The sequence below is a fragment of the Salinivibrio sp. AR647 genome (assembly GCF_001995415.1).
GTDB lineage: Bacteria > Pseudomonadota > Gammaproteobacteria > Enterobacterales > Vibrionaceae > Salinivibrio > Salinivibrio costicola.
On the sequence record NZ_MUFE01000011.1, the window covers coordinates 57,963 to 76,657 of the forward strand.

An 18,695-nucleotide genomic window follows, 5' to 3' on the forward strand; every position below is an offset into this window, starting at 1 on the left:
ATCACGACTCCGAGTTCGGTTTTTTATCTGGACCTGATTTGCGCGCTCTGGGATGCGCGGCATCGTACACTTTCGCCAAGTGTTGAAAATCTAAGTGGGTATAAATTTGTGTGGTGCTCAAATCGGCATGGCCGAGCAGCTCTTGCACTGCACGCAGATCCCCCGAAGATTCCAACATATGGGTGGCAAAACTGTGGCGCAATTTATGGGGATTAATATGACTATTGACCGACTGCTTTTGTCCCCACTCTGCCATGCGTTTTTGCACGCTCCGATGCGAGATACGCTGGCCGAGCTTAGAAATAAACAGCGCGTCTTCTGGGCCTTTGAGGAGCTGATTACGGACTTTGAGCCAGTTCATCACCCAGGTTTTTGCCATGCCGGAAAAAGGCACAATGCGCTCTTTTTCTCCTTTACCGATGACACGTAAATCCCCTTTGCGTACTGAGACATCACGGACGTTGAGATCCACCAGCTCGGCCAAACGTAGCCCCGCGCCATACATCAGTTCCATCATCGCCCGATCACGCACCGACAAAGGATCGTCTTCGTCCACTTCGAGCAGCTGATGCATTTCATCCACATCCAAATTTTTCGGGAGATGACGGCCTTGTTTCGGCGCTGAGACCCCTTTGGCAGGATTGGCGGCAAGCTGTTCGGCTTGCACCAGATAGTCGAAAAAGCTACGCAGCGCGGACAAACGTAAAGCAATACTGCCCGGTTTCAGCCCATCACGTTTGGCTTGGCTCGAAATTTGTCGCACCCAGTCAGCATCAACATCGGTCCAGTGAGCGATGCCGCGCGCGGTCAGAAAGTCGACAATTTTATCTAACTGGCGCTGATAATTACGCTGGGTATGCGCACTGAGACCACGCTCGCTCAGCTGATATTGATAAAAACGGTCCAAAGGCACCGTCAGTGAGCGCGGTGCGCTGGCAGGTTCGCGAGGTGTCTCGTCGGTCACTGGCTCTCACCTTTTTGCGCCCACTGGCTGCATAAAATGGCTAAATGCGAAGCCAGCTGCTCAAGAAACAGCGTATCCATATCCGGCTGGAAGTGCCCGCCATCTGCACTGGCAAAGCTCAGTAGTCCCCACTCTTTGCCCTCACCTTTAATTGGCACCAAGGCAAATGACCCCAGTTCCGGTGGCTGTGCCATCACCACTTCGGCATCGACTCGGCGCAAACGGCCCAAATAGCAACGGCGTCCGGCAAAGTGATGATTTTTCAGTTGATCCACCGCTTGACGAGGAATGGCCGTCATCCCCGCAATATCGTGATAAATACAGACACTGACGTTGAGCTGTAATTGCGCACTGAGCGTCTGTAATATTTTTTGCACGTCGTGCGGCTGATTCGTGCGAAGTAGTGCTTGATGCGTCTCAGCAAACGCACGAAATAAGCGATCGTTTTTGGCACCGAGACTCATCAGCTGGGTAATGTCTTCTTCTAACTCTGCGACGCGCTCACGCAAGCGCTTGAGCTGAATTTCGACCAAGGAGACTGCCCCTTGTTCAGCGTGCGGGATGGTTAACCGCGCCAGCAAATCACGCCGACGCAAAAAAAAGTCAGGATTATCAGTTAAATACTCGGCTACCGCATCCTCGCTCAACGGCATGGTTTCCAATGTGGTAGCGTCTATCCCGTGATTCATAATTGCAATTGTCCATCATATACATGTGTTGCAGGCCCGGTCATCGATAAAGGCTGGCCTGGACCACGCCAGAGAATCCGTAAATCCCCACCCGGTAGCGTGACGGTGACTTGCTCATCCAACAACCCTTGATCGATCCCTACCGCTACCGCGGCACAAGCGCCACTGCCGCAAGCCTGAGTCTCTCCGGCGCCGCGCTCATACACCCGAAGCTTAATCGCATTACGAGAAAGAATCTGCATAAAGCCGGCATTCACACGCTCGGGAAAGCGCTCATGATTTTCGAGTAGCGGCCCCAGCGTCTCGACATCCGCCGTATCAATATCATCGACCACTGTGACGACATGTGGATTTCCCATACTCACGGCCCCGACAAATAAAGTCTGTTCCGCTACGCGCATCAAATAGGTCTTTTCTTGTGAATTAGCCCGAAACGGGATCTTGCCCGGCGTGAAAATAGGCTCGCCCATATTCACCCGCACCTGGTTGTCGTTCTCAATATGTAGCCGCATTTTTCCCGCTTGGGTGCTGACATTAACTTGATATTTATTAGTGAGCCCTTTCATGCGCACAAAACGGGCAAAACAACGCGCGCCATTGCCACATTGGGCAACTTCAGACGCATCAGGATTAAAAATCCGATAGTGAAAGTCGGTTTCCGGATCATAAGGCGGCTCCACCACCAGTAGTTGATCAAAGCCGATACCCCGATGACGATCGGCTAAACGCCGGATAAGATCCGGGGAGAAAAACGCATTTTGTGTAACACAGTCAACCACCATAAAGTCGTTGCCCAGTCCGTGCATTTTTGCAAACTGTATCTGCATGCCAATCCTTATTCTGGTAGGCGCTTTTCAAGTTGCCACAGTGACGCCAAGCTTTCACGCTCACGCACTAAGTATGCGTGTTCACCGTCGACAACGATTTCGGCAGGACGACAGCGCGAATTATAGTTAGAGGCCATCACAAAGCCATACGCACCCGCTGAACGCACCGCCAACAAATCATCTGGAGCTAATACTAGCGAGCGATTCTTACCTAAATAATCTCCGGTTTCGCACACCGGACCCACTAAATCGTAGGTTTTGGGCTCTCCTTGACGCGGCACCACCGGAATAATTTCTTGGTAAGCTTGATACAAGGAAGGACGAATTAAGTCGTTCATACCGGCATCAATAATGGCAAAATTCTTATGTTCGCTGTGTTTAAGAAATTCCACCTTGGTAAGCAAGACGCCGGCATTAGCAGCAATGGCACGGCCTGGCTCAAAAATCAGCTCAAGATGGCGATGCTTATCCAAACGCGCCAGCAACGCTTTGGCATATTCCGAAGGCTGCGGTGGTTTTTCATCACTGTAGGTCACCCCGAGGCCGCCACCAACATCAAGGTGGCGAATCTGAATGCCTTCTTGCGCCAAAGTATCAATTAAGGCCAACAGGCGGTCTGTGGACTCAATAAAGGGGGTCAGATCCGTTAGCTGCGAACCGATATGGCAATCAATACCTTCCACCTTCAGATGGGGCAAACTGGCAGCATAGCGAAAACTATTTAGCGCTTCCCCGAAAGCAATGCCAAATTTGTTTTCTTTGAGGCCCGTGGAAATATAAGGGTGCGTATTGGCATCAACATCCGGATTAATGCGCAGAGAGATTGGCGCCTCGACACCCAGTTCGCCCGCCACTTGGTTTAAGCGGTCAAGCTCAGAGTGTGATTCGACATTGAAACATTTTATCCCCACTTCCAGCGCTCGCCGCATTTCAACCGCCGTTTTACCCACACCTGAAAATACGACCTTCGCCGGATCGCCGCCTGCAACCAAGACGCGCTCCAATTCACCTTGCGACACAATATCAAAACCCGATCCTTGCCGTGCCAGAATATCTAATACGCCAATATTTGAGTTCGCTTTCACGGCATAGCATACAAGATGTGGATGATCGCCCACAGCACAATCAAAAGCATGCCAATGGCGCTCCAAGGTCGCGCGCGAGTACACATACAATGGCGTGCCGTAATCGTTGGCAAGCTGAGCCAATGGCAATGATTCGGCCCATAGCTGGCCGTCGTCCTGATAATTAAAGTAATCCAAGGTGTTCGTCCCTGTTGTCGTGGGTTATTGATTTTGCGTCGGTTGTTCGTCCGGATAATACAGGGGCCCTTGTTGGCCACAGCCGGTCAGTGTCATGATGCCTGTGAGTATCAATAAAATGACGAGTTTTCGCATAGTGAATGCCAGTGATTATCGAGTCAATGCCCTCTATAATCGCATCACAACCATGAAAAGCAATAGGATATAACGGGATGAATACAACGGAATATCATCAGCTAGTCGATTTGCAAATGCAGGCCATCGAAGAAGGTATCGATGACTCAGGCGCCGACATCGATTATGAGAGTGTCGGCAATGTGATGACACTCGAATTTGACGATGGCAGCCAGATCATCATTAACCGTCAAGAGCCGATGCAAGAAATTTGGGTCGCGTCAAAAGGTGGCGGTTTTCATTTCGCGTTAAAAGAGGGCGAGTGGACGTGCAGCAAGACCGGCTTAATCTTAATGGATTTAGTCCAACAAGAGTGCAGCAGGCATGCTGGAGAGCCGGTATCTTGGTGATCTGAAGCAGGCGCTAACAATGCCCAGAGAGCGTACTAAAAAGCCGCTCTCTGGGTTATTTAAATGACGCCACTTGTCCACTAAAGCCATCGTGAGGTGGTTGGCGAGGCGGCTGCCATTGTGTATCGCACTTAAAAGGTAACGCCTGTGGCTCACCGCGATCATCGGTGACAATCTGATAAAACTGCGGCAAGTTAAAGTTAATAAAATTAGCACTGTAGCTATAACGGTCGTGAGAGGAGGTATAAAAACGGTTCACGCCCTGTACCATCTCTGTTTTATCACCACTGCACTGGCGGTACACTTCAACGCGATTGCTCTCATCAAGAATATAAAGATTGTAGCCATTGGCGCAGTCTTCAAAGAAAAACTGCACCAAGCCTTCACTGGCGTAGGCATCGACGACCGCGGGTGGGTGCACATCTTGCGGATTATCCACCACCATCACCGGCGTGCCATTCACTTTATTCGTGGAAATGCAGCGATAAAAATCGACCGAATTTTCTAAACGTTGCACGGACACGCCACGACGTTCAAAGAACAAGCCGTGCGTTTGCGATCCGATACGCAACGCTTTGAATCGACGACGTTTTTCTTTTTCAACCGGTTTTAGCCTAAGTTCAATGCATTCCGCCACCAGTTGGTAGACCAAGTTGCGGATCAGGCCGCGCATTTTACTCGAATAGCAGAACACATCGACCGATTCAGGTGGCACCGCATCTTGGTGCATTTTTCCTAACATGGTTTTCAGCGCTTCAAGAATCGCATCATCACCGCGATAGTTGAGTGTCCGGACCTCATTCCACGAGTTGCGATAGACCAAATCAACACTGCCCACCAGGCAGGTTTGCTCGGGGCCATAGCTAAAGATATCGCTATTTTTAAAATCAAACCGCATCGATGGTTTTTTATACGCCGACGTCGGGTCTTGCTCTAAGTTAATAAACAAGGCGAGCTGACGAATTTCACAGGGGCTTGATAACGCGTCCAAGGTTGGGCGTGGCGGCCGCAGAGAGAAGGTGTTGCGAATGTCACTGACCAATTGATACAGGGTATCAATATCAACGTCTGCATCACGTACTACGGTGTGCAAATGCGTCGACTCGGTCAGTAAACCATTAAAAAACGCCCAAGCGATCAGCTTAGACAGATAGCTGTTATGCTCCAGTGGCGCACGACCGATGATGTCAACCGGATCCAGGGAATGTTTATATAAATACCATCCCGGTCGATTCGTTCGCCCTTCGGGCACTTGAATCAAGGTCAGGTTTGGCTCGTGCAGATCCGGTGAAATCTGCGGATTCAGCAAGGTCACTTTACCCGGTAGCTCTTCAAACGCGGCATAAAGCTTACGCGCTAACGTACTGATATCTTGCGGGCTGATCGCCGAGGTGATGTCATTGCGGCGCGCAAAGCGAATCAAATTACGATAGCTTTGCATTAACGCATCAAGCAGCTCGTTGTGTGCGTACTGCACTTCCTCAACCTTCCAGTGACGGCGGTTATCCAGATACGTCAACGCCTGCTCGTCCCAGCCCCACTCATGAGCCAATAGACGCAGCACGTCACGCCGCCATGCCACTGAGCCGGTCGACGGTGACTGCGTTAATTTTTCATGGGTTTTGAGATAAAAACAGCGACGGACAAGGTCTAAGCGGCGGGCGTCGCCAATTGACTCGAGGTAGCGCGTCACTTTTTCCAACATCAGGTAATACGCATCGGACTGGTATACATCAACCCAGCCGGCATAAAAGCGGCGCTTACCATCAACACTTAGTAGTTGGGTGCCAGGGTACTGCCACGAGTACGCTTCAAGTAATATCGCTTTGAGTACCGATTTATACGGTGAATCGATACTTTTATAAAGCTGCCACAAGCTCGAGCCGAAGTATTCTTCCGCCGGGATGGTCGGCAGGCCACCAAAATCGACCCAATCACGTCGGTCAAGACCATGGTCTGCCACCAAGGTATCGACATAGTCGTCGTAACAGTCTTCCATTTCTGGCGGCACCATGTACCAAAGCAGCTTTTGCCCCGCAACACGCATTGACGAACGATAAAATTCATCAAGCAACAAAAAGTGCTGACTGGTACCACAGTTATCACTGGTCATGGTTTGGCTGAGGTGATGGCGGAACCGCCCTTCACACACTAAAAAGAAGTTGGCTTCAACCCCTTGGTTTAGCGCCCATTCGGAAATCGCCATGCACTTGGCATCGAGTTTATCACGCTGGGCGGTGGTGACGGCAGCATCAATGCATACCCAGATATCCAGATCACTGGTGAGGCTTTGTCCCATCGAGCCGGTACTGCCCATGGTATACATGCCTTTAATCGGATGACGACGACGTTCATCAACGCATGCAGTTAAAGAGGAGAAGCGCGTCTTTGAGTGGATCAGACAGTCAGAGACAAACTCTCGTTGTGTCTCGTCAAGCTGATAATCAGCGATACCAAAAGGCACACTGTCGCCACAAAACCCGGGCAATGCGGGGTGGTTGAGATGTAAAAGCACTGGCAGCACATCAAAAATGGCTTGAGCTTGACGACTCATTGCTGACCGCGCGCGATCCATTCTCACGCGGTTAAACGCCTCTATGCGCTCAGTTTGCTGTTGTACGTATGTTTGCAAGGCAATCATCCAGATTCGTTGACATCCCGGTCAACAGGTCGACGTTACTGTCTTCACCGTATCCGCCCAATTGCAGATAACAAAACGTGATCAATGTAACACTCTCGACAACTCGGGTAAAGTCAATAACCCCGATGCCTGTGTGGTGAGATTCGTGACGCACTATAGGCGCTTTTTGAGACCAATATCAACTTTTACGCTCTACTACCTTAGTCGTAACTTTCAATGTTTGCCGCCCAACGATCTCACTATTTGCGTAAATAATACGCTATCGATCACATTTTTTCACCTATATGACGATAAGCCCATCATAAATCTCGAAAGCGATTGACGACTATTACGAGCCACCCAATGGCAATGATACGATGGTGGTTATGAATCAAGAAGGAAGCAACACCATGTACTCAACACCCGTGCGCATTGCCACACGCAAAAGTCCTTTGGCGCTCTGGCAAGCGGAATTTGTTAAAGAAGCACTCGAAACTTCCCATCCTGGCTTGACCGTCGAGCTCGTGCCTATGGTCACTAAAGGTGACGTGATTCTGGACACGCCCCTCGCTAAAATCGGTGGTAAAGGCTTGTTTATTAAAGAGCTTGAACAAGCAATGCTTGACGGCCGCGCGGATATTGCCGTGCACTCGATGAAAGATGTCCCGGTTGAGTTTCCAGAAGGGCTGGGGTTGGTCACCATCTGTGAGCGCGGTGACCCACGCGATGCTTTCGTCTCTAACCATTACAACAGCATTGATGATTTACCCGAAGGGGCTGTCGTCGGCACGTCTAGCCTGCGCCGCGAATCACAACTACGTGAACGTCGCCCGGATCTGATCATTAATACCTTACGCGGCAATGTCGGCACCCGCCTAGGGAAATTGGATGATGGTCAGTATGATGCGATCGTTCTCGCCGCCGCTGGGTTAAAACGGTTAGGTTTACATGAACGCATACGTAATGAAATTCCACCAGAAGTCATCTTGCCGGCGGTTGGGCAAGGTGCCGTGGGTATCGAATGTCGATTGGATGATGAACGTATTCGGACCTTATTGGCCCCCCTTTCTGATGCCAGCACCACACAACGTGTACTTTGTGAACGCGCGATGAATAATCGTCTTGAAGGCGGGTGCCAAGTGCCTATTGGCAGCTATTCGGAAATTCAAGGCGACAAAATTTGGTTGCGCGCATTAGTGGGCGAACCGGATGGCTCGACCATCTTACGTGCCGAAATCACCGGTCCATTAGAGAAAGGGGAAGCACTAGGGACAGATTTAGCCGAGCAGCTCCTCGCTCAAGGTGCGCGCCAAATTCTGGATAAACTTTATCAAGACGACGCATGACCACGGTTATTGTTCGCCCCGAGCCAGACTGCAGTGAGTTAGTCGATCAGCTTACCCGACAAGGGCTGGCGGCGATCGCCTGTCCGCTACTTAGTTTTGCGCCGGGGCGAGACTTACCAACCTTCGCCACCTTGCTCGGTTCACTGCCTGCTGACAGCATCTTAGTCGCAGTGAGCCCACGCGCCGTGGCCTTTGCGCATCAGGCATTGCAACGCCAGGAGATGGCCTGGCCCAGTGATTGTCATTATGTTGCCGTTGGGCAACGCACTGCTCATGAGTGGCAAGCCGTCTGCGGCCAGCCTGTCCAATACCCGGTCCGCGAAGACAGTGAGGGCATGCTAGCACTGGCTCCATTTATGGCGGTAAAGGGGGCGCAGGTGGTGATTCTTCGCGGTGACAGTGGCCGCGATATGATGGCAAAAACACTCAGCAATCAAGGCGCGCAAGTTCACTATTGCGAGACCTATCGGCGACAATGGGACATTGAGCCTTTAGTATCGCAAGTAGTAAGCTGGCCTAAAGACACTATCGACACCGTGGTGATCACCAGTGGCCAACAATTAGCCTACTTTGATCAACTTATCACATTAAGCGGACAGCACTGGCTGCGCCAATGCCGTATACTGGTGCCCAGTAAAAGGATTCAAGATCAAGCCACAGGGCTCGATTTTGACACGATTACGACCGTTGACAGCGTGGCCAATTCAGCCCTAGTTCACACGCTGCTCAGGTTAAGTAAAACGGGACTTTCGGATGACTGACAACAAAAATACCGACACCAAATCAAACAAGGCTACGACGCCCTCGTCACCCAAGACACACGCCACGGATGCCTCCTCATCGGGGAAAACAGCAAAAAAAAGCACATCATCAGGGGGACGTGGCGGTATTGTTCTTGGCGCGATTGCCATCGCGATAGCACTCGGCTCGAGTGGATGGGTGTTCTATCATGGGCACCAGCAAGCGACTGTCTTACAAAACACAGTATCGGCGCAACAATCTCAAATTGCTAACCTTGAACAATCCCTTAGCCAGCAACAAAAAGCCGCTGAAAAAGCAAGAGAGCAACTTGAGGACGCCACTACAACACGACTTAATCAACAAGATAGCAGCCTGAAGAGTCTACAAAAGGCAATGGCCGATGTGAAAGGCCGCCGACCTAACGATTGGTTACTTGCGGAAGCGGATTATTTAATTCGTATGGCAGGGCGCAAAGTGTGGCTTGAGCACGATGCGCAAAGCGCCACAGCGCTGATGGAAGCGGCAGATCATCGTATTGCCCAGCTCAACGACCCGTCGTTGGTACCGATTCGCCAAGCGTTAGCTGACGATATAACGGCTTTAAAAGCGGTCAAGCGGGTGGATAAAGATGGCATAGTGTTGCGCTTAACGAGCATGCAACGACAAGTCGAGGACTTACCCCTTGCCAGCGCCGTGATCCCTGAGGCAGAGGAAACGCAAGCTCCGGTGGTGAGCGAGTCGGTCAACGATTGGCAAGCAAACCTGACCACCTCACTGAAAGGATTTGTTGATGATTTCATTACCTACCGCAAACGCGACGGTAATGTGGTGCCACTGCTCTCGCCGACACAAAGCTATTATTTGCAAGAGAACCTAAAAAACAAGCTCGATCAAGCCATGCGGGCTGTCTATCAAGGGAATGACACCCTCTATCATGAAGCACTTGGCATGGCCCAAGACTGGGCGCTGCGATTTTATAATCAGGATGCTAACGCCACCCGCCGTTTTGTTGAGCAACTCAACGCCCTGAACGAACAGCGTATTGGGGTCGACCTTCCGCAAAAGCTCAGCAGCCAAACACTCGTCAGTGATGAGATTGATACCCGATTGCGCCGAGATATTGCACCGCTAACAGGAGGCCAATCATGATACGACTGCTGTTACTTGTCCTCGTTTTAGCGGCAGGCTTGGTGGTTGGTCCACAACTGGCTGGTCACCAAGGCTACGTGCTCATTTCAGCGGCCCAGCAAACCATTGAAATGAGCGTTACAACCCTCTTAGTGCTCATCGCCGCGCTCATTGCAGTGCTCTGGGCCCTAGAGTGGGTGCTAAGAAAACTCTTTTCGATGAGCAGTACTGCCAGTGGTTGGTTATCCGGCCGGAAACAGCGTAAAGCTCGCCAGCAGACCCAGACTGGCTTAATGAAATTACGCGAGGGCGAGTGGAAAAAGGCGGAAAAGCTCCTCGCTAAAGCGCGCTCACACAGTGATGCTCCCATGCACAACTTGCTCGCCGCCGCAGAAGCGGCACAACAACGCCAAGATTTACATGCGCGGGATCAGTACCTACAACACGCCGCCGATATCAATGCCAACAGTTTAGCGCTCGCCCTCACTCGCGCCCAGTTACACAGCCAAAGCGGGCAGTATGAGCAAGCATTGGCCTCACTGCGGGCAATAAAACGCCAACACCCACGCAACCCTGTGATGCTGTCCCTGTTGAAAGAGACCTATATCCAATTAGAAGATTGGTCAGCGTTACTCAACCTTCTTCCAACGCTAAAAAAAGCACAGCTGCTCAATAGTGAACAACTTAACGTATTGTATGAGCGTGCCGAGCTTGGCGTTATGTCGCATGTTGCCAGTCAGAAAGGGGCAGAAGGGCTGCTTGCGCATTGGAACCAACTGCCGAAGGCCAAACGTAACCAACCCGCACTGCTCGCTGGATTAGTGCATCATTTGTCGGCGCGAAATGCCGATTCTGAAGCCTACATCTTATTGCGTGAAACCTTGAAAAAGCGGCCCGATGATCGCTTGATTGCACTGATCCCTACGCTCAACTTGCCCGACAGTTATCCGGCCGTGGTCATGCTAGAAGAGTTGCTAACCCGCGATAGCCATAATCCAGTTGTTCACAGCGCGCTGGGCCAGCTGCTGATGCAAGCAGGCAAATGGCAAGATGCGCGCAGCCACTTTGAGCAAGCACTCGAATACCGTACTGATGTCAGTGATTATGCCTACCTTGCCGATGTGTTAGATAAACTCAACCAAGGACAAGCGGCCAGCGATATCTCGCGCACCGCCTTAAAAATGGCACTGCCCGAGCGTCCGCCCGCAGCATAATACGCCTGATAGTAACAAAAACGCCCCATCATAAAATGGGGCGTTTTTGTCGATGCGATGCCATCACGTATCGCTTCTGTGGTTAACCTTACTGCTTCTGTGGTTAACCTTACTATCAAAGCTAACCCCAGTTTGCCGACTCGCTATCCTTTTTTACACAATACATTGAGCGCTGCCACTTGATTACGCGTGACCACCGTGCCGGTATTGGCATCAACACCCTGGGCGCCTTGTACCCAGTAAGGTAAACGCATCGGTAATTGATCGGTGGCTTGGGCGACCTGGGTTAAGTCCTGCCTGGACGCAAGTACCATTCCTTCTTGCTGACAACGCGGTTCCGCCTTCGCATAAGGTAGCCGCACCCAGCTCATCCCTTTTTCCGTATACTGTTTGTCACCTTGCTCAGGCTCAGGTAAACCAAAGTGGCTCAAATTGAAGGCGGCTTCGGATTGGGCTGCTTTTCCGCTTGTCTCTGGCAGAGTAGACGCTTTTGTCTCCGCCAGTGGCGGCAAGCGTATAACTGCAGGCTGAGATAGGGGTTGACGGGTTTGGCGCAACACCGCTTGGCGTGTCGGACCAAACATGCGTACACGTTTAAGCACCACATTGGCGACATCGAGAGCCTGATAGGGACCAATTAAACAACGACCACGCCCTTCGCGAACTTGCACTTGAAAGGGTAAATCCGGCAAACCTTGGCGCAATGTTTGATAAAACTGACGTGATGGTACCCCGTTTGTGGCACCGCACTGGACCCAAAATGCTGAACTTTGCGGGTCAGGAGACTGATCACCCCACAGCCCATTGCCAATATCGCATTTTTCACCAATGATCGGCCAACCTTGCTGATTGTCGATAATCGCACAAGGTGTTTGCGCTGCATTCACTGAGGATATCATTCCCCACGTTGCCATTAGCGTGACAACCAGACCTCGCCACCGCCCCATGATTTACTCCCTTCGACACTTAATGTTCATCAGCTTAAGCAAAGTCGTACAATGACTCAAGCTGACGATTCTCAAGCTGTTAGGTACGAACAAAAATGGCTGCGTACGCAGCCATTTTTCTCATCCTTTATAAATTTTGGGGTTAAACACATCCCTGAGCCAATCACCCAGCAAGTTGATAACCAACACCAGCAGCACTAAGGCAATACCAGGAAAGACCGTTATCCACCACGAACCAGAGAAAATGTAATTAAAGCCAATACTAATTAATGAGCCCAAAGACGGCTGATCGACAGGCATACCCAAGCCTAAAAACGATAACGCCGCTTCTGACATAATCGCGTTAGCCACTTGAACCGTTGAAATCACCAAGATCGGAGACAGACAGTTGGGAAGAATGTGCCGGAACATAATACGCGGTGATCGAAACCCCATTACACGCGCCGCTTCAACATATTCTTTTTTCTTCTCCGCCAGTACAGAGGCACGAATAGTACGCGCATATTGCGGCCATTCGGCAATCCCAATAATCACCACCAGCATCAAGATCGCATATTGACTATAAAACTCGCTACCAAAGCTGGCTTTAAAAATCGCAGACACAATGATCGCCACCATCATGGTAGAGAAAGACAGCTGAATATCTGCAATCCGCATAAAGAAGCTATCTATCCGTCCGCCAAAGTACCCCGCACTCAGTCCTATGATTGTCCCTAAGATGAGCTGTAATCCCACCGCACATAGGCCAATGGTCAGAGAGATACGCAGGCCATAAATCATAGTGGATAAGATATCTCGGCCCTGGTTATCCGTCCCTAATAAGAAGCGAGGATCGCTCCATTCCATCCAAGCAGGCGGTAACTCTGAGTCCATGATATCAATCGACATCAAATCATAAGGATTGGTTGGTGCCACCAAAGGCGCAAACACAGCCAGTAGGAGAAAAACCATAAAAATGGCAAAACTGGCCATCGCCACCTTGTCACGCTTAAAGTGATAGAGGAAATCTGAGGCCAAAAAGCGTTGCCAGCGACTTGGGGTGGTTTGTGCTTGTGTCATCGCTTACGCCTCCTTACCAGTAATGTTAACCGTGGGATTAATCAGGCCATACAGTAAGTCGACAAATGTATTGGTGACGACAAAGATTAATCCGACGAAAATGACATAGGCAGTAATCAAAGGTGTATCGACACGGTTGATCGCTTCAAGAAAGAGAAAACCCATTCCCGGCCACTGAAACACGGTTTCTGTCAAAATGGTATAGGCAATCATGGTACCGATTTGCACTCCGCCTACAGTCACCACAGGTAACATGGTGTTTTTCAATGCATGCTGATAATAAACCTTATTTTCGGGGAGCCCTTTCGCACGCGCAAATTTGACATATTCAGTGCCCAACGCTTCCAACATTTCAGAACGCACCAAGCGAATAAATAGCGGCAACATGATAGAAGCCAATGACACGGCGGGTAATACTAAGTGCGCAAGGCCGTCTAAAGTGAAAAAGCCAGACTCCCAACCTAGCCAATTGGCCGTTTCTCCTCGCCCATAGGAAGGTAACCAGCCAAGCTCAATGGAAAAAACGTACATCAGCATGATTGCCGTCAGGAACACGGGAATCGAAATCCCTACGATACTAAAGCCCATAATAATCTTGGTAAGTATACTTTTGGGATGGATCGCGGCGTACACACCAAGTGGAATCGACACCACCACGATGATCAACGCCGCACCGACCACCAGCTCTAAAGTGGCGCCCAGTTTATCTAAAATGACATCGACAACCGGTCGTTTAAAGAAGTAAGAATTGCCTAAATCACCTTGTAGGGCCTGACCGACAAAGCGAGTATATTTGGTTATAAAGGGATCATTAAGTCCCATTTCATCGCGCAGCGCATCGCGCTCTGCTTCTGATACTGATTGTCCCACCAGCTCCCGCAAGGGGTCGCCAAGGTTGTCTTGGATAGCAAACGCCACCAGACTGATGACAAACATCACAATCAGTGCCTGTACCAGACGTTTGACTAAAAACGTTACCATGTGTGCCTCTAAGCGATTGGATAATCAAGGCCCCAGGATTGGGGCCCTGTGTCAATCCATTACTCGACCACTAAATCGCCGAAGTAAGGGAAGTTCATACCGTTAACGATCGGTTTGATGTTAACGTTATTTTTGGCTGCCCAAGACGGATCTTGCCAGTGCAGAGGAAGGAAAGCCGCATCGTCATACAAGATCTTCTCGACCTTTTGCAGCATCGCGTTACGTTTTTCCAGATCCGTTTCTGAATTCGCATCGAGTACCAGTTTGTCCACTTCACTGTTCGAGTAATGGCCACAGTTATACTGCCCTTTACCCGTGTCAGCGTTGCGGGTCATGGTAAGGAACTCGGTAAAGTTAGCCGAATCTTCCGTATCTGGGTGCCAGCCGATCATTTGCATACCGGCTTCACACTTATCAAACTCAGGCCAGTACTGCGCTTTTGGCATGGTCTGTAAATCCACTTTGATGCCGATTTTCGCCATCATCGCGGATACCGCTTGAGCGATTTTTTCATCATTCACATAGCGGTTATTGGGGGCAATCATGGTGACAGAAAAACCATCAGGATAACCGGCTTCTTCCATCAACTTTTTCGCTTTCGCCAAGTCATAACGCGGCGCGAGATCGGCATTGTAACCCGCATAACCGACTGGGCTTTGCTGGCTTGCCGGTGTCGCGGCGCCTTTCATGATTTTTTGCGCGATGCCTTCGTTATTGACCGCATACGCCACCGCTTGACGGACACGCGGGTCTTTAAATTCTTCCACCACACTTTGGTTCATTTGGAAGGTAATCACGCGTGTACCAGGCATGGTCACCAGCTGCAAATTATCAGAGCGATCGATACGACGATAATCGTTGGGCGATACAGGGGCGATCATATCGACGTCACCCGATAGCAGTGCCGCGACACGGGTGGCATCTTCTTTGATCGGACGCAGCGTGATGTTGTCGACATTGCCTACGCTGTCTTTGTCCCAGTAATCCTCATTACGGTCAAATTCAACCACTACGCCTTGTTCACGTTCGTCGACCACGTATGGCCCTGTGCCTGACAAGTGTGTTGATGCATACGTTGAACCATTTTTCTTCAGCTCAGATTTGTCGCGTCCGTCTTCGGTCTCACCACTATAGAATTTGCTGTCCATGGGGAACACGTAGGTCATCACGTTTTCTACCAGTGGGTAGGTGCCGTCGGTGACCACATCCACTGTGTGCTCATCGACTTTTTTGATGTCAACGATTGGGGTGAAAATCCCTTTAAAGTCAGGTGATGATTTCAAACGGTCAAAGGTCCATACCACATCGTCAGCGGTAAACGCGTTACCAGAGTGGAACGTCACGCCTTTGCGAAGATTGAAACGCACGGTTTCATCATCGATACGCTCCCAAGACGTCGCGAGACGAGGCTCAAAATCCATATCTTGGGTAAAACGAACCAAGGGGTCGAAGACCATGTGTGATAGCTGTAGTGTACCTCCGGAAAGCTGCTCATGCGGATCCAAAGAAACGGGATCCGCGTCATAAGCCACTGTAATGTCGGCAGCGGCAGCACTAAAACTCAGGCCGGCGGCTATAAGTGCCACGGCTATCTTGCTCTTCATTGTTTTCATTGCATAGCTCCTTTATGCGTAGGGGGTATATCCCCTGCTGTGTTTGCATCATAGATACGGTGCGGCCCTTGGCCGCGTCGACATAGCGTGCTATGCCGATTGCAAACCTTCCGTGCTCATTCCCTTAAACTCTGGCATTAATGAGATAAGATGACGGCTGTATTCATGTTGTGGGTCAGTGAAAAGTTGCTCGGTTGGGGCGACTTCAAGTAGCTGACCTTTACGCATCACCCCGATGCGATCGCACATTTGACGAATCACCGGTAAATCATGGCTGATAAATAACATGGTCAGATTGAGCTCGTCTTGCAGATCTTTAAGCAGATTTAAGATCTGAGCCTGGACAGAGACATCTAACGCGGAGGTTGGCTCGTCACAAATCAGCAACCGTGGTCGCGTCGCCAGTGCGCGGGCAATCGAGATACGCTGACGTTGCCCTCCAGAGAACTCGTGCGGATATTTAATCCCAGCGCTGCGACCCAGGCCAACGTGGTCGAGTAAGTCACCGACGATTTGGCGGATTTGTGACTCACCCTCAGCTAAGCGATGAAAGCGAATCGGTTCCGCGATAATGTCATAAATCTTCATCCGTGGGTTCATGGATGAATAGGGGTTTTGAAACACCATCTGCATTTGACGACGGATTGGACGACGGGCCCGCTCACTTTTTATCGCGGTCAAATCGATATCTTCAAAAATAATCTGGCCGGTATTGGGCGGATACAGCCCGGTAATCGCCCGAGCGATAGTTGACTTCCCGGAGCCTGACTCGCCGACCAGACCAAAAGTTTCCCCTTCAACAATATCAAAGCTGACGTGGTCCGAGGCTTGGACATATTCGCGACGGCTGGCAAAAAACGAATCCTTGGTCACAAATCGCAACGAGACGTCCTTTACTTGTAACAAGGGGCCAGAATAAGCGCGTTGGTCTTGGCTTTGTCCTAGCCAGTGGTTCTTCACATCCAGCTCAAGGGTTTCACCTGCTTCTTCGATGTAATTCACCAAAGGAAAACGATCCAGTTTGATATCGGAGCGTGGCACGGCGGAGATTAAGCTTTGGGTGTAAGGATGTTGCGGATCGCCCAACACTTGCTGTGTGGTGCCAAGTTCAACTAAGTCACCTCGATACATGACCGCGACACGATCGGTCACATTCGCCACTACGCCCATATCGTGGGTCACTAACATACAACCCACGTTTTTCTGCTGGCATAAATCGCGAATCAAATTGAGAATTTGATCTTGAATCGAAACATCCAATGCTGTCGTTGGCTCATCAGCGATAATTAAATCTGGCTCACCGGCCAATGCGACCGCGATCACCACGCGCTGACGCATCCCACCAGAAAATTGATGCGGATACTGCTTAATACGCAACTCAGGCTCTGGGATCCCGACTTGCTCCATCAGGCTTATCGCACGCTGATAGGCTTGCTGGGACGTCAGATTAAGGTTGGTTATTATCGTTTCTGTCAGCTGTTGCTCGACGGTAAATAACGGGTTCAGCGAGGTCATGGGATCTTGAAAAATAAATCCAATTTTATCGCCACGCACTTTGCGCATTTGATTGGGTGTCAGGCCCGATATTTTTTGACCATCGAGGTATACATCGCCACTGGCAATGCGTCCTGGAGGGCTAAGTAAATCAATCACCGCATTTCCAACGGTTGATTTACCTGCGCCGGACTCACCGACCACGCCGACAATCTCACCACGCTCAATCGTTAATGACAGCGAGGTCACGGCCGCGTGGACACCATGGCGAGACGGGTACTCTATTCGGAGGTTATTAACTTCTAGCAGTGACATTTTTCATCCTTGATATCGTCAAAGGTGACGACCAACGTGCTAACCAAAACAAGGGGCTGCCTCGCCTTGGAGAGATGCGATTCCAATCTGGCAAACATTTCACAAAAAATCAACATCGCAGAAGAAAACACCATAAAGGCCTAATCATCTCGGATATTCATTCATCTAACTACCAGCACTTGCCCGGCGGCAAGACACAAAACACACTTCATATCATAAAGATATAAGCTATTCCCATTCCCTCTGTTTTAAAGCAAATCACGCATAGAATAAAGCCATCTGAATTAACGGCCATATAACATCCGTAGTGATAATGACTGATTTATAAATGATCGACACACTGCATAAGTTATAAGTTACTTATTAAGTAGTTTTTTATTCTTAGTAAAGACAGGTATAGCAGTTGTATCGATCAGTTGTGAATTTATGACCAATTGATGACTTTTTATCTCGCTAAACCTTGATAGCGCTCTAATTTCCGTATTTTTATTTTCTATGTCAGCGAATCGACACAAGGAAACAGAGGAGAGAAACAGAGAAGAAAGAGGAAAAGGCATAAACGAAAAAACCCCAGCCGTTAGGCTAGGGTTTGTAATAGTGGTCGGTGAAGAGGGATTCGAACCCCCGACCCTCTGGTCCCAAACCAGATGCGCTACCAAACTGCGCTATTCACCGACATATCGCTTAGTGCGAAAATAATGGGGTGGCTGACGGGACTTGAACCCGCGACAACTGGAATCACAATCCAGGGCTCTACCAACTGAGCTACAGCCACCACTGATTTTCTGCCATATTCCTATCCCGGAATGGCGCGCCCGACAGGATTTGAACCTGTGACCTTTGGCTTCGGAGGCCAACACTCTATCCAACTGAGCTACGGGCGCTTGCCCCGTTGGCGGTGTCGAATATTACGGATATCACCACCAGCCGTCTAGCATTTTTTTTAATTTTTTTACTGACTGGTCTCTTTT

At 50.1% G+C, this 18,695-nt stretch carries 16 protein-coding genes and 3 tRNA genes; 5 read left to right on the forward strand and 14 right to left on the reverse strand.

Features of this window, described 5'->3' with window-relative positions:
- Position 1: 1 nt before the first annotated feature.
- The 5 genes from xerC to lptM are packed head-to-tail and all read right to left on the reverse strand — an operon-like array spanning position 2 to position 3,877.
- A complete protein-coding gene (gene xerC, locus BZG76_RS13075) occupies positions 2–964 on the reverse strand; it encodes a tyrosine recombinase XerC (protein ID WP_077461690.1) in 963 nt (320 codons plus the stop codon).
- The gene (locus BZG76_RS13080) at positions 961–1,653 is read right to left on the reverse strand and encodes a DUF484 family protein (protein WP_077461691.1); all 693 of its coding nucleotides are present in this window, start codon (positions 1,651–1,653) and stop codon (positions 961–963) included. The genes xerC and BZG76_RS13080 overlap by 4 nt, the downstream gene beginning before the upstream one ends.
- Positions 1,650–2,480 (reverse strand): diaminopimelate epimerase, encoded by an 831-nt coding sequence (gene dapF, locus BZG76_RS13085; protein ID WP_077461692.1) that lies wholly within the window; start codon positions 2,478–2,480, stop codon positions 1,650–1,652. The genes BZG76_RS13080 and dapF overlap by 4 nt, the downstream gene beginning before the upstream one ends.
- Before the next feature lie 8 nt (positions 2,481–2,488).
- The gene (lysA, locus tag BZG76_RS13090; RefSeq protein WP_077461693.1) at positions 2,489–3,742 is read right to left on the reverse strand and encodes a diaminopimelate decarboxylase; all 1,254 of its coding nucleotides are present in this window, start codon (positions 3,740–3,742) and stop codon (positions 2,489–2,491) included.
- A 24-nt stretch (positions 3,743–3,766) separates the two neighbouring features.
- A complete protein-coding gene (lptM, locus tag BZG76_RS15590) occupies positions 3,767–3,877 on the reverse strand; it encodes an LPS translocon maturation chaperone LptM (RefSeq protein WP_241824095.1) in 111 nt (36 codons plus the stop codon).
- A 77-nt stretch (positions 3,878–3,954) separates the two neighbouring features.
- Between lptM and cyaY the strand changes: the two genes are divergently transcribed.
- Positions 3,955–4,266, forward strand: coding sequence for an iron donor protein CyaY (gene cyaY, locus BZG76_RS13095; RefSeq protein ID WP_021022161.1), 312 nt, complete (start codon positions 3,955–3,957; stop codon positions 4,264–4,266).
- Between the two features lie 55 nt (positions 4,267–4,321).
- On the opposite strand, the gene BZG76_RS13100 is transcribed toward cyaY, so the two are convergent.
- Complete coding sequence (locus tag BZG76_RS13100; protein WP_077461694.1) at positions 4,322–6,907, reverse strand: class I adenylate cyclase; 2,586 nt, start codon at positions 6,905–6,907, stop codon at positions 4,322–4,324.
- A 389-nt stretch (positions 6,908–7,296) separates the two neighbouring features.
- Here BZG76_RS13100 and hemC point away from each other — a divergent pair, with 389 nt between their 5' ends.
- The 4 genes from hemC to BZG76_RS13120 are packed head-to-tail and all read left to right on the forward strand — an operon-like array spanning position 7,297 to position 11,315.
- Positions 7,297–8,232: a hydroxymethylbilane synthase gene (hemC, locus tag BZG76_RS13105; protein ID WP_077461711.1), complete on the forward strand. Its 936-nt coding sequence runs from the start codon at positions 7,297–7,299 to the stop codon at positions 8,230–8,232.
- Complete coding sequence (locus BZG76_RS13110; RefSeq protein WP_077461695.1) at positions 8,229–8,993, forward strand: uroporphyrinogen-III synthase; 765 nt, start codon at positions 8,229–8,231, stop codon at positions 8,991–8,993. The genes hemC and BZG76_RS13110 overlap by 4 nt, the downstream gene beginning before the upstream one ends.
- Positions 8,986–10,122 carry a uroporphyrinogen-III C-methyltransferase gene (locus BZG76_RS13115; protein WP_077461696.1) on the forward strand — a complete coding sequence of 379 codons (1,137 nt, stop codon included), beginning with the start codon at positions 8,986–8,988 and terminating at the stop codon, positions 10,120–10,122. Before BZG76_RS13110 ends, BZG76_RS13115 begins: the two co-directional genes overlap by 8 nt.
- Positions 10,119–11,315 (forward strand): heme biosynthesis HemY N-terminal domain-containing protein, encoded by a 1,197-nt coding sequence (locus BZG76_RS13120; RefSeq protein ID WP_077461697.1) that lies wholly within the window; start codon positions 10,119–10,121, stop codon positions 11,313–11,315. The genes BZG76_RS13115 and BZG76_RS13120 overlap by 4 nt, the downstream gene beginning before the upstream one ends.
- A gap of 143 nt (positions 11,316–11,458) precedes the next feature.
- Here BZG76_RS13120 and BZG76_RS13125 read toward each other — a convergent pair whose 3' ends face one another.
- The 8 genes from BZG76_RS13125 to BZG76_RS13160 form a co-directional block, all read right to left on the reverse strand.
- A complete protein-coding gene (locus tag BZG76_RS13125) occupies positions 11,459–12,262 on the reverse strand; it encodes a hypothetical protein (RefSeq protein WP_077461698.1) in 804 nt (267 codons plus the stop codon).
- Between the two features lie 120 nt (positions 12,263–12,382).
- Positions 12,383–13,321, reverse strand: coding sequence for an ABC transporter permease (locus tag BZG76_RS13130; protein ID WP_077461699.1), 939 nt, complete (start codon positions 13,319–13,321; stop codon positions 12,383–12,385).
- 3 nt (positions 13,322–13,324) lie between these two features.
- Positions 13,325–14,302, reverse strand: coding sequence for an ABC transporter permease (locus BZG76_RS13135; protein WP_021022169.1), 978 nt, complete (start codon positions 14,300–14,302; stop codon positions 13,325–13,327).
- 59 nt (positions 14,303–14,361) lie between these two features.
- Positions 14,362–15,915, reverse strand: coding sequence for an ABC transporter substrate-binding protein (locus BZG76_RS13140; protein WP_077461700.1), 1,554 nt, complete (start codon positions 15,913–15,915; stop codon positions 14,362–14,364).
- Positions 15,916–16,005: 90 nt separating this feature from the next.
- Positions 16,006–17,724, reverse strand: a complete 1,719-nt coding sequence (locus tag BZG76_RS13145; protein ID WP_077461701.1) for an ABC transporter ATP-binding protein — start codon at positions 17,722–17,724, stop codon at positions 16,006–16,008.
- Between the two features lie 598 nt (positions 17,725–18,322).
- Positions 18,323–18,399: transfer RNA gene (locus BZG76_RS13150), tRNA-Pro, on the reverse strand.
- 24 nt (positions 18,400–18,423) lie between these two features.
- Positions 18,424–18,499, reverse strand: a tRNA-His gene (locus BZG76_RS13155).
- Between the two features lie 32 nt (positions 18,500–18,531).
- Positions 18,532–18,608 (reverse strand) — tRNA-Arg (locus tag BZG76_RS13160).
- Between the last annotated feature and the right edge of the window lie 87 nt (positions 18,609–18,695).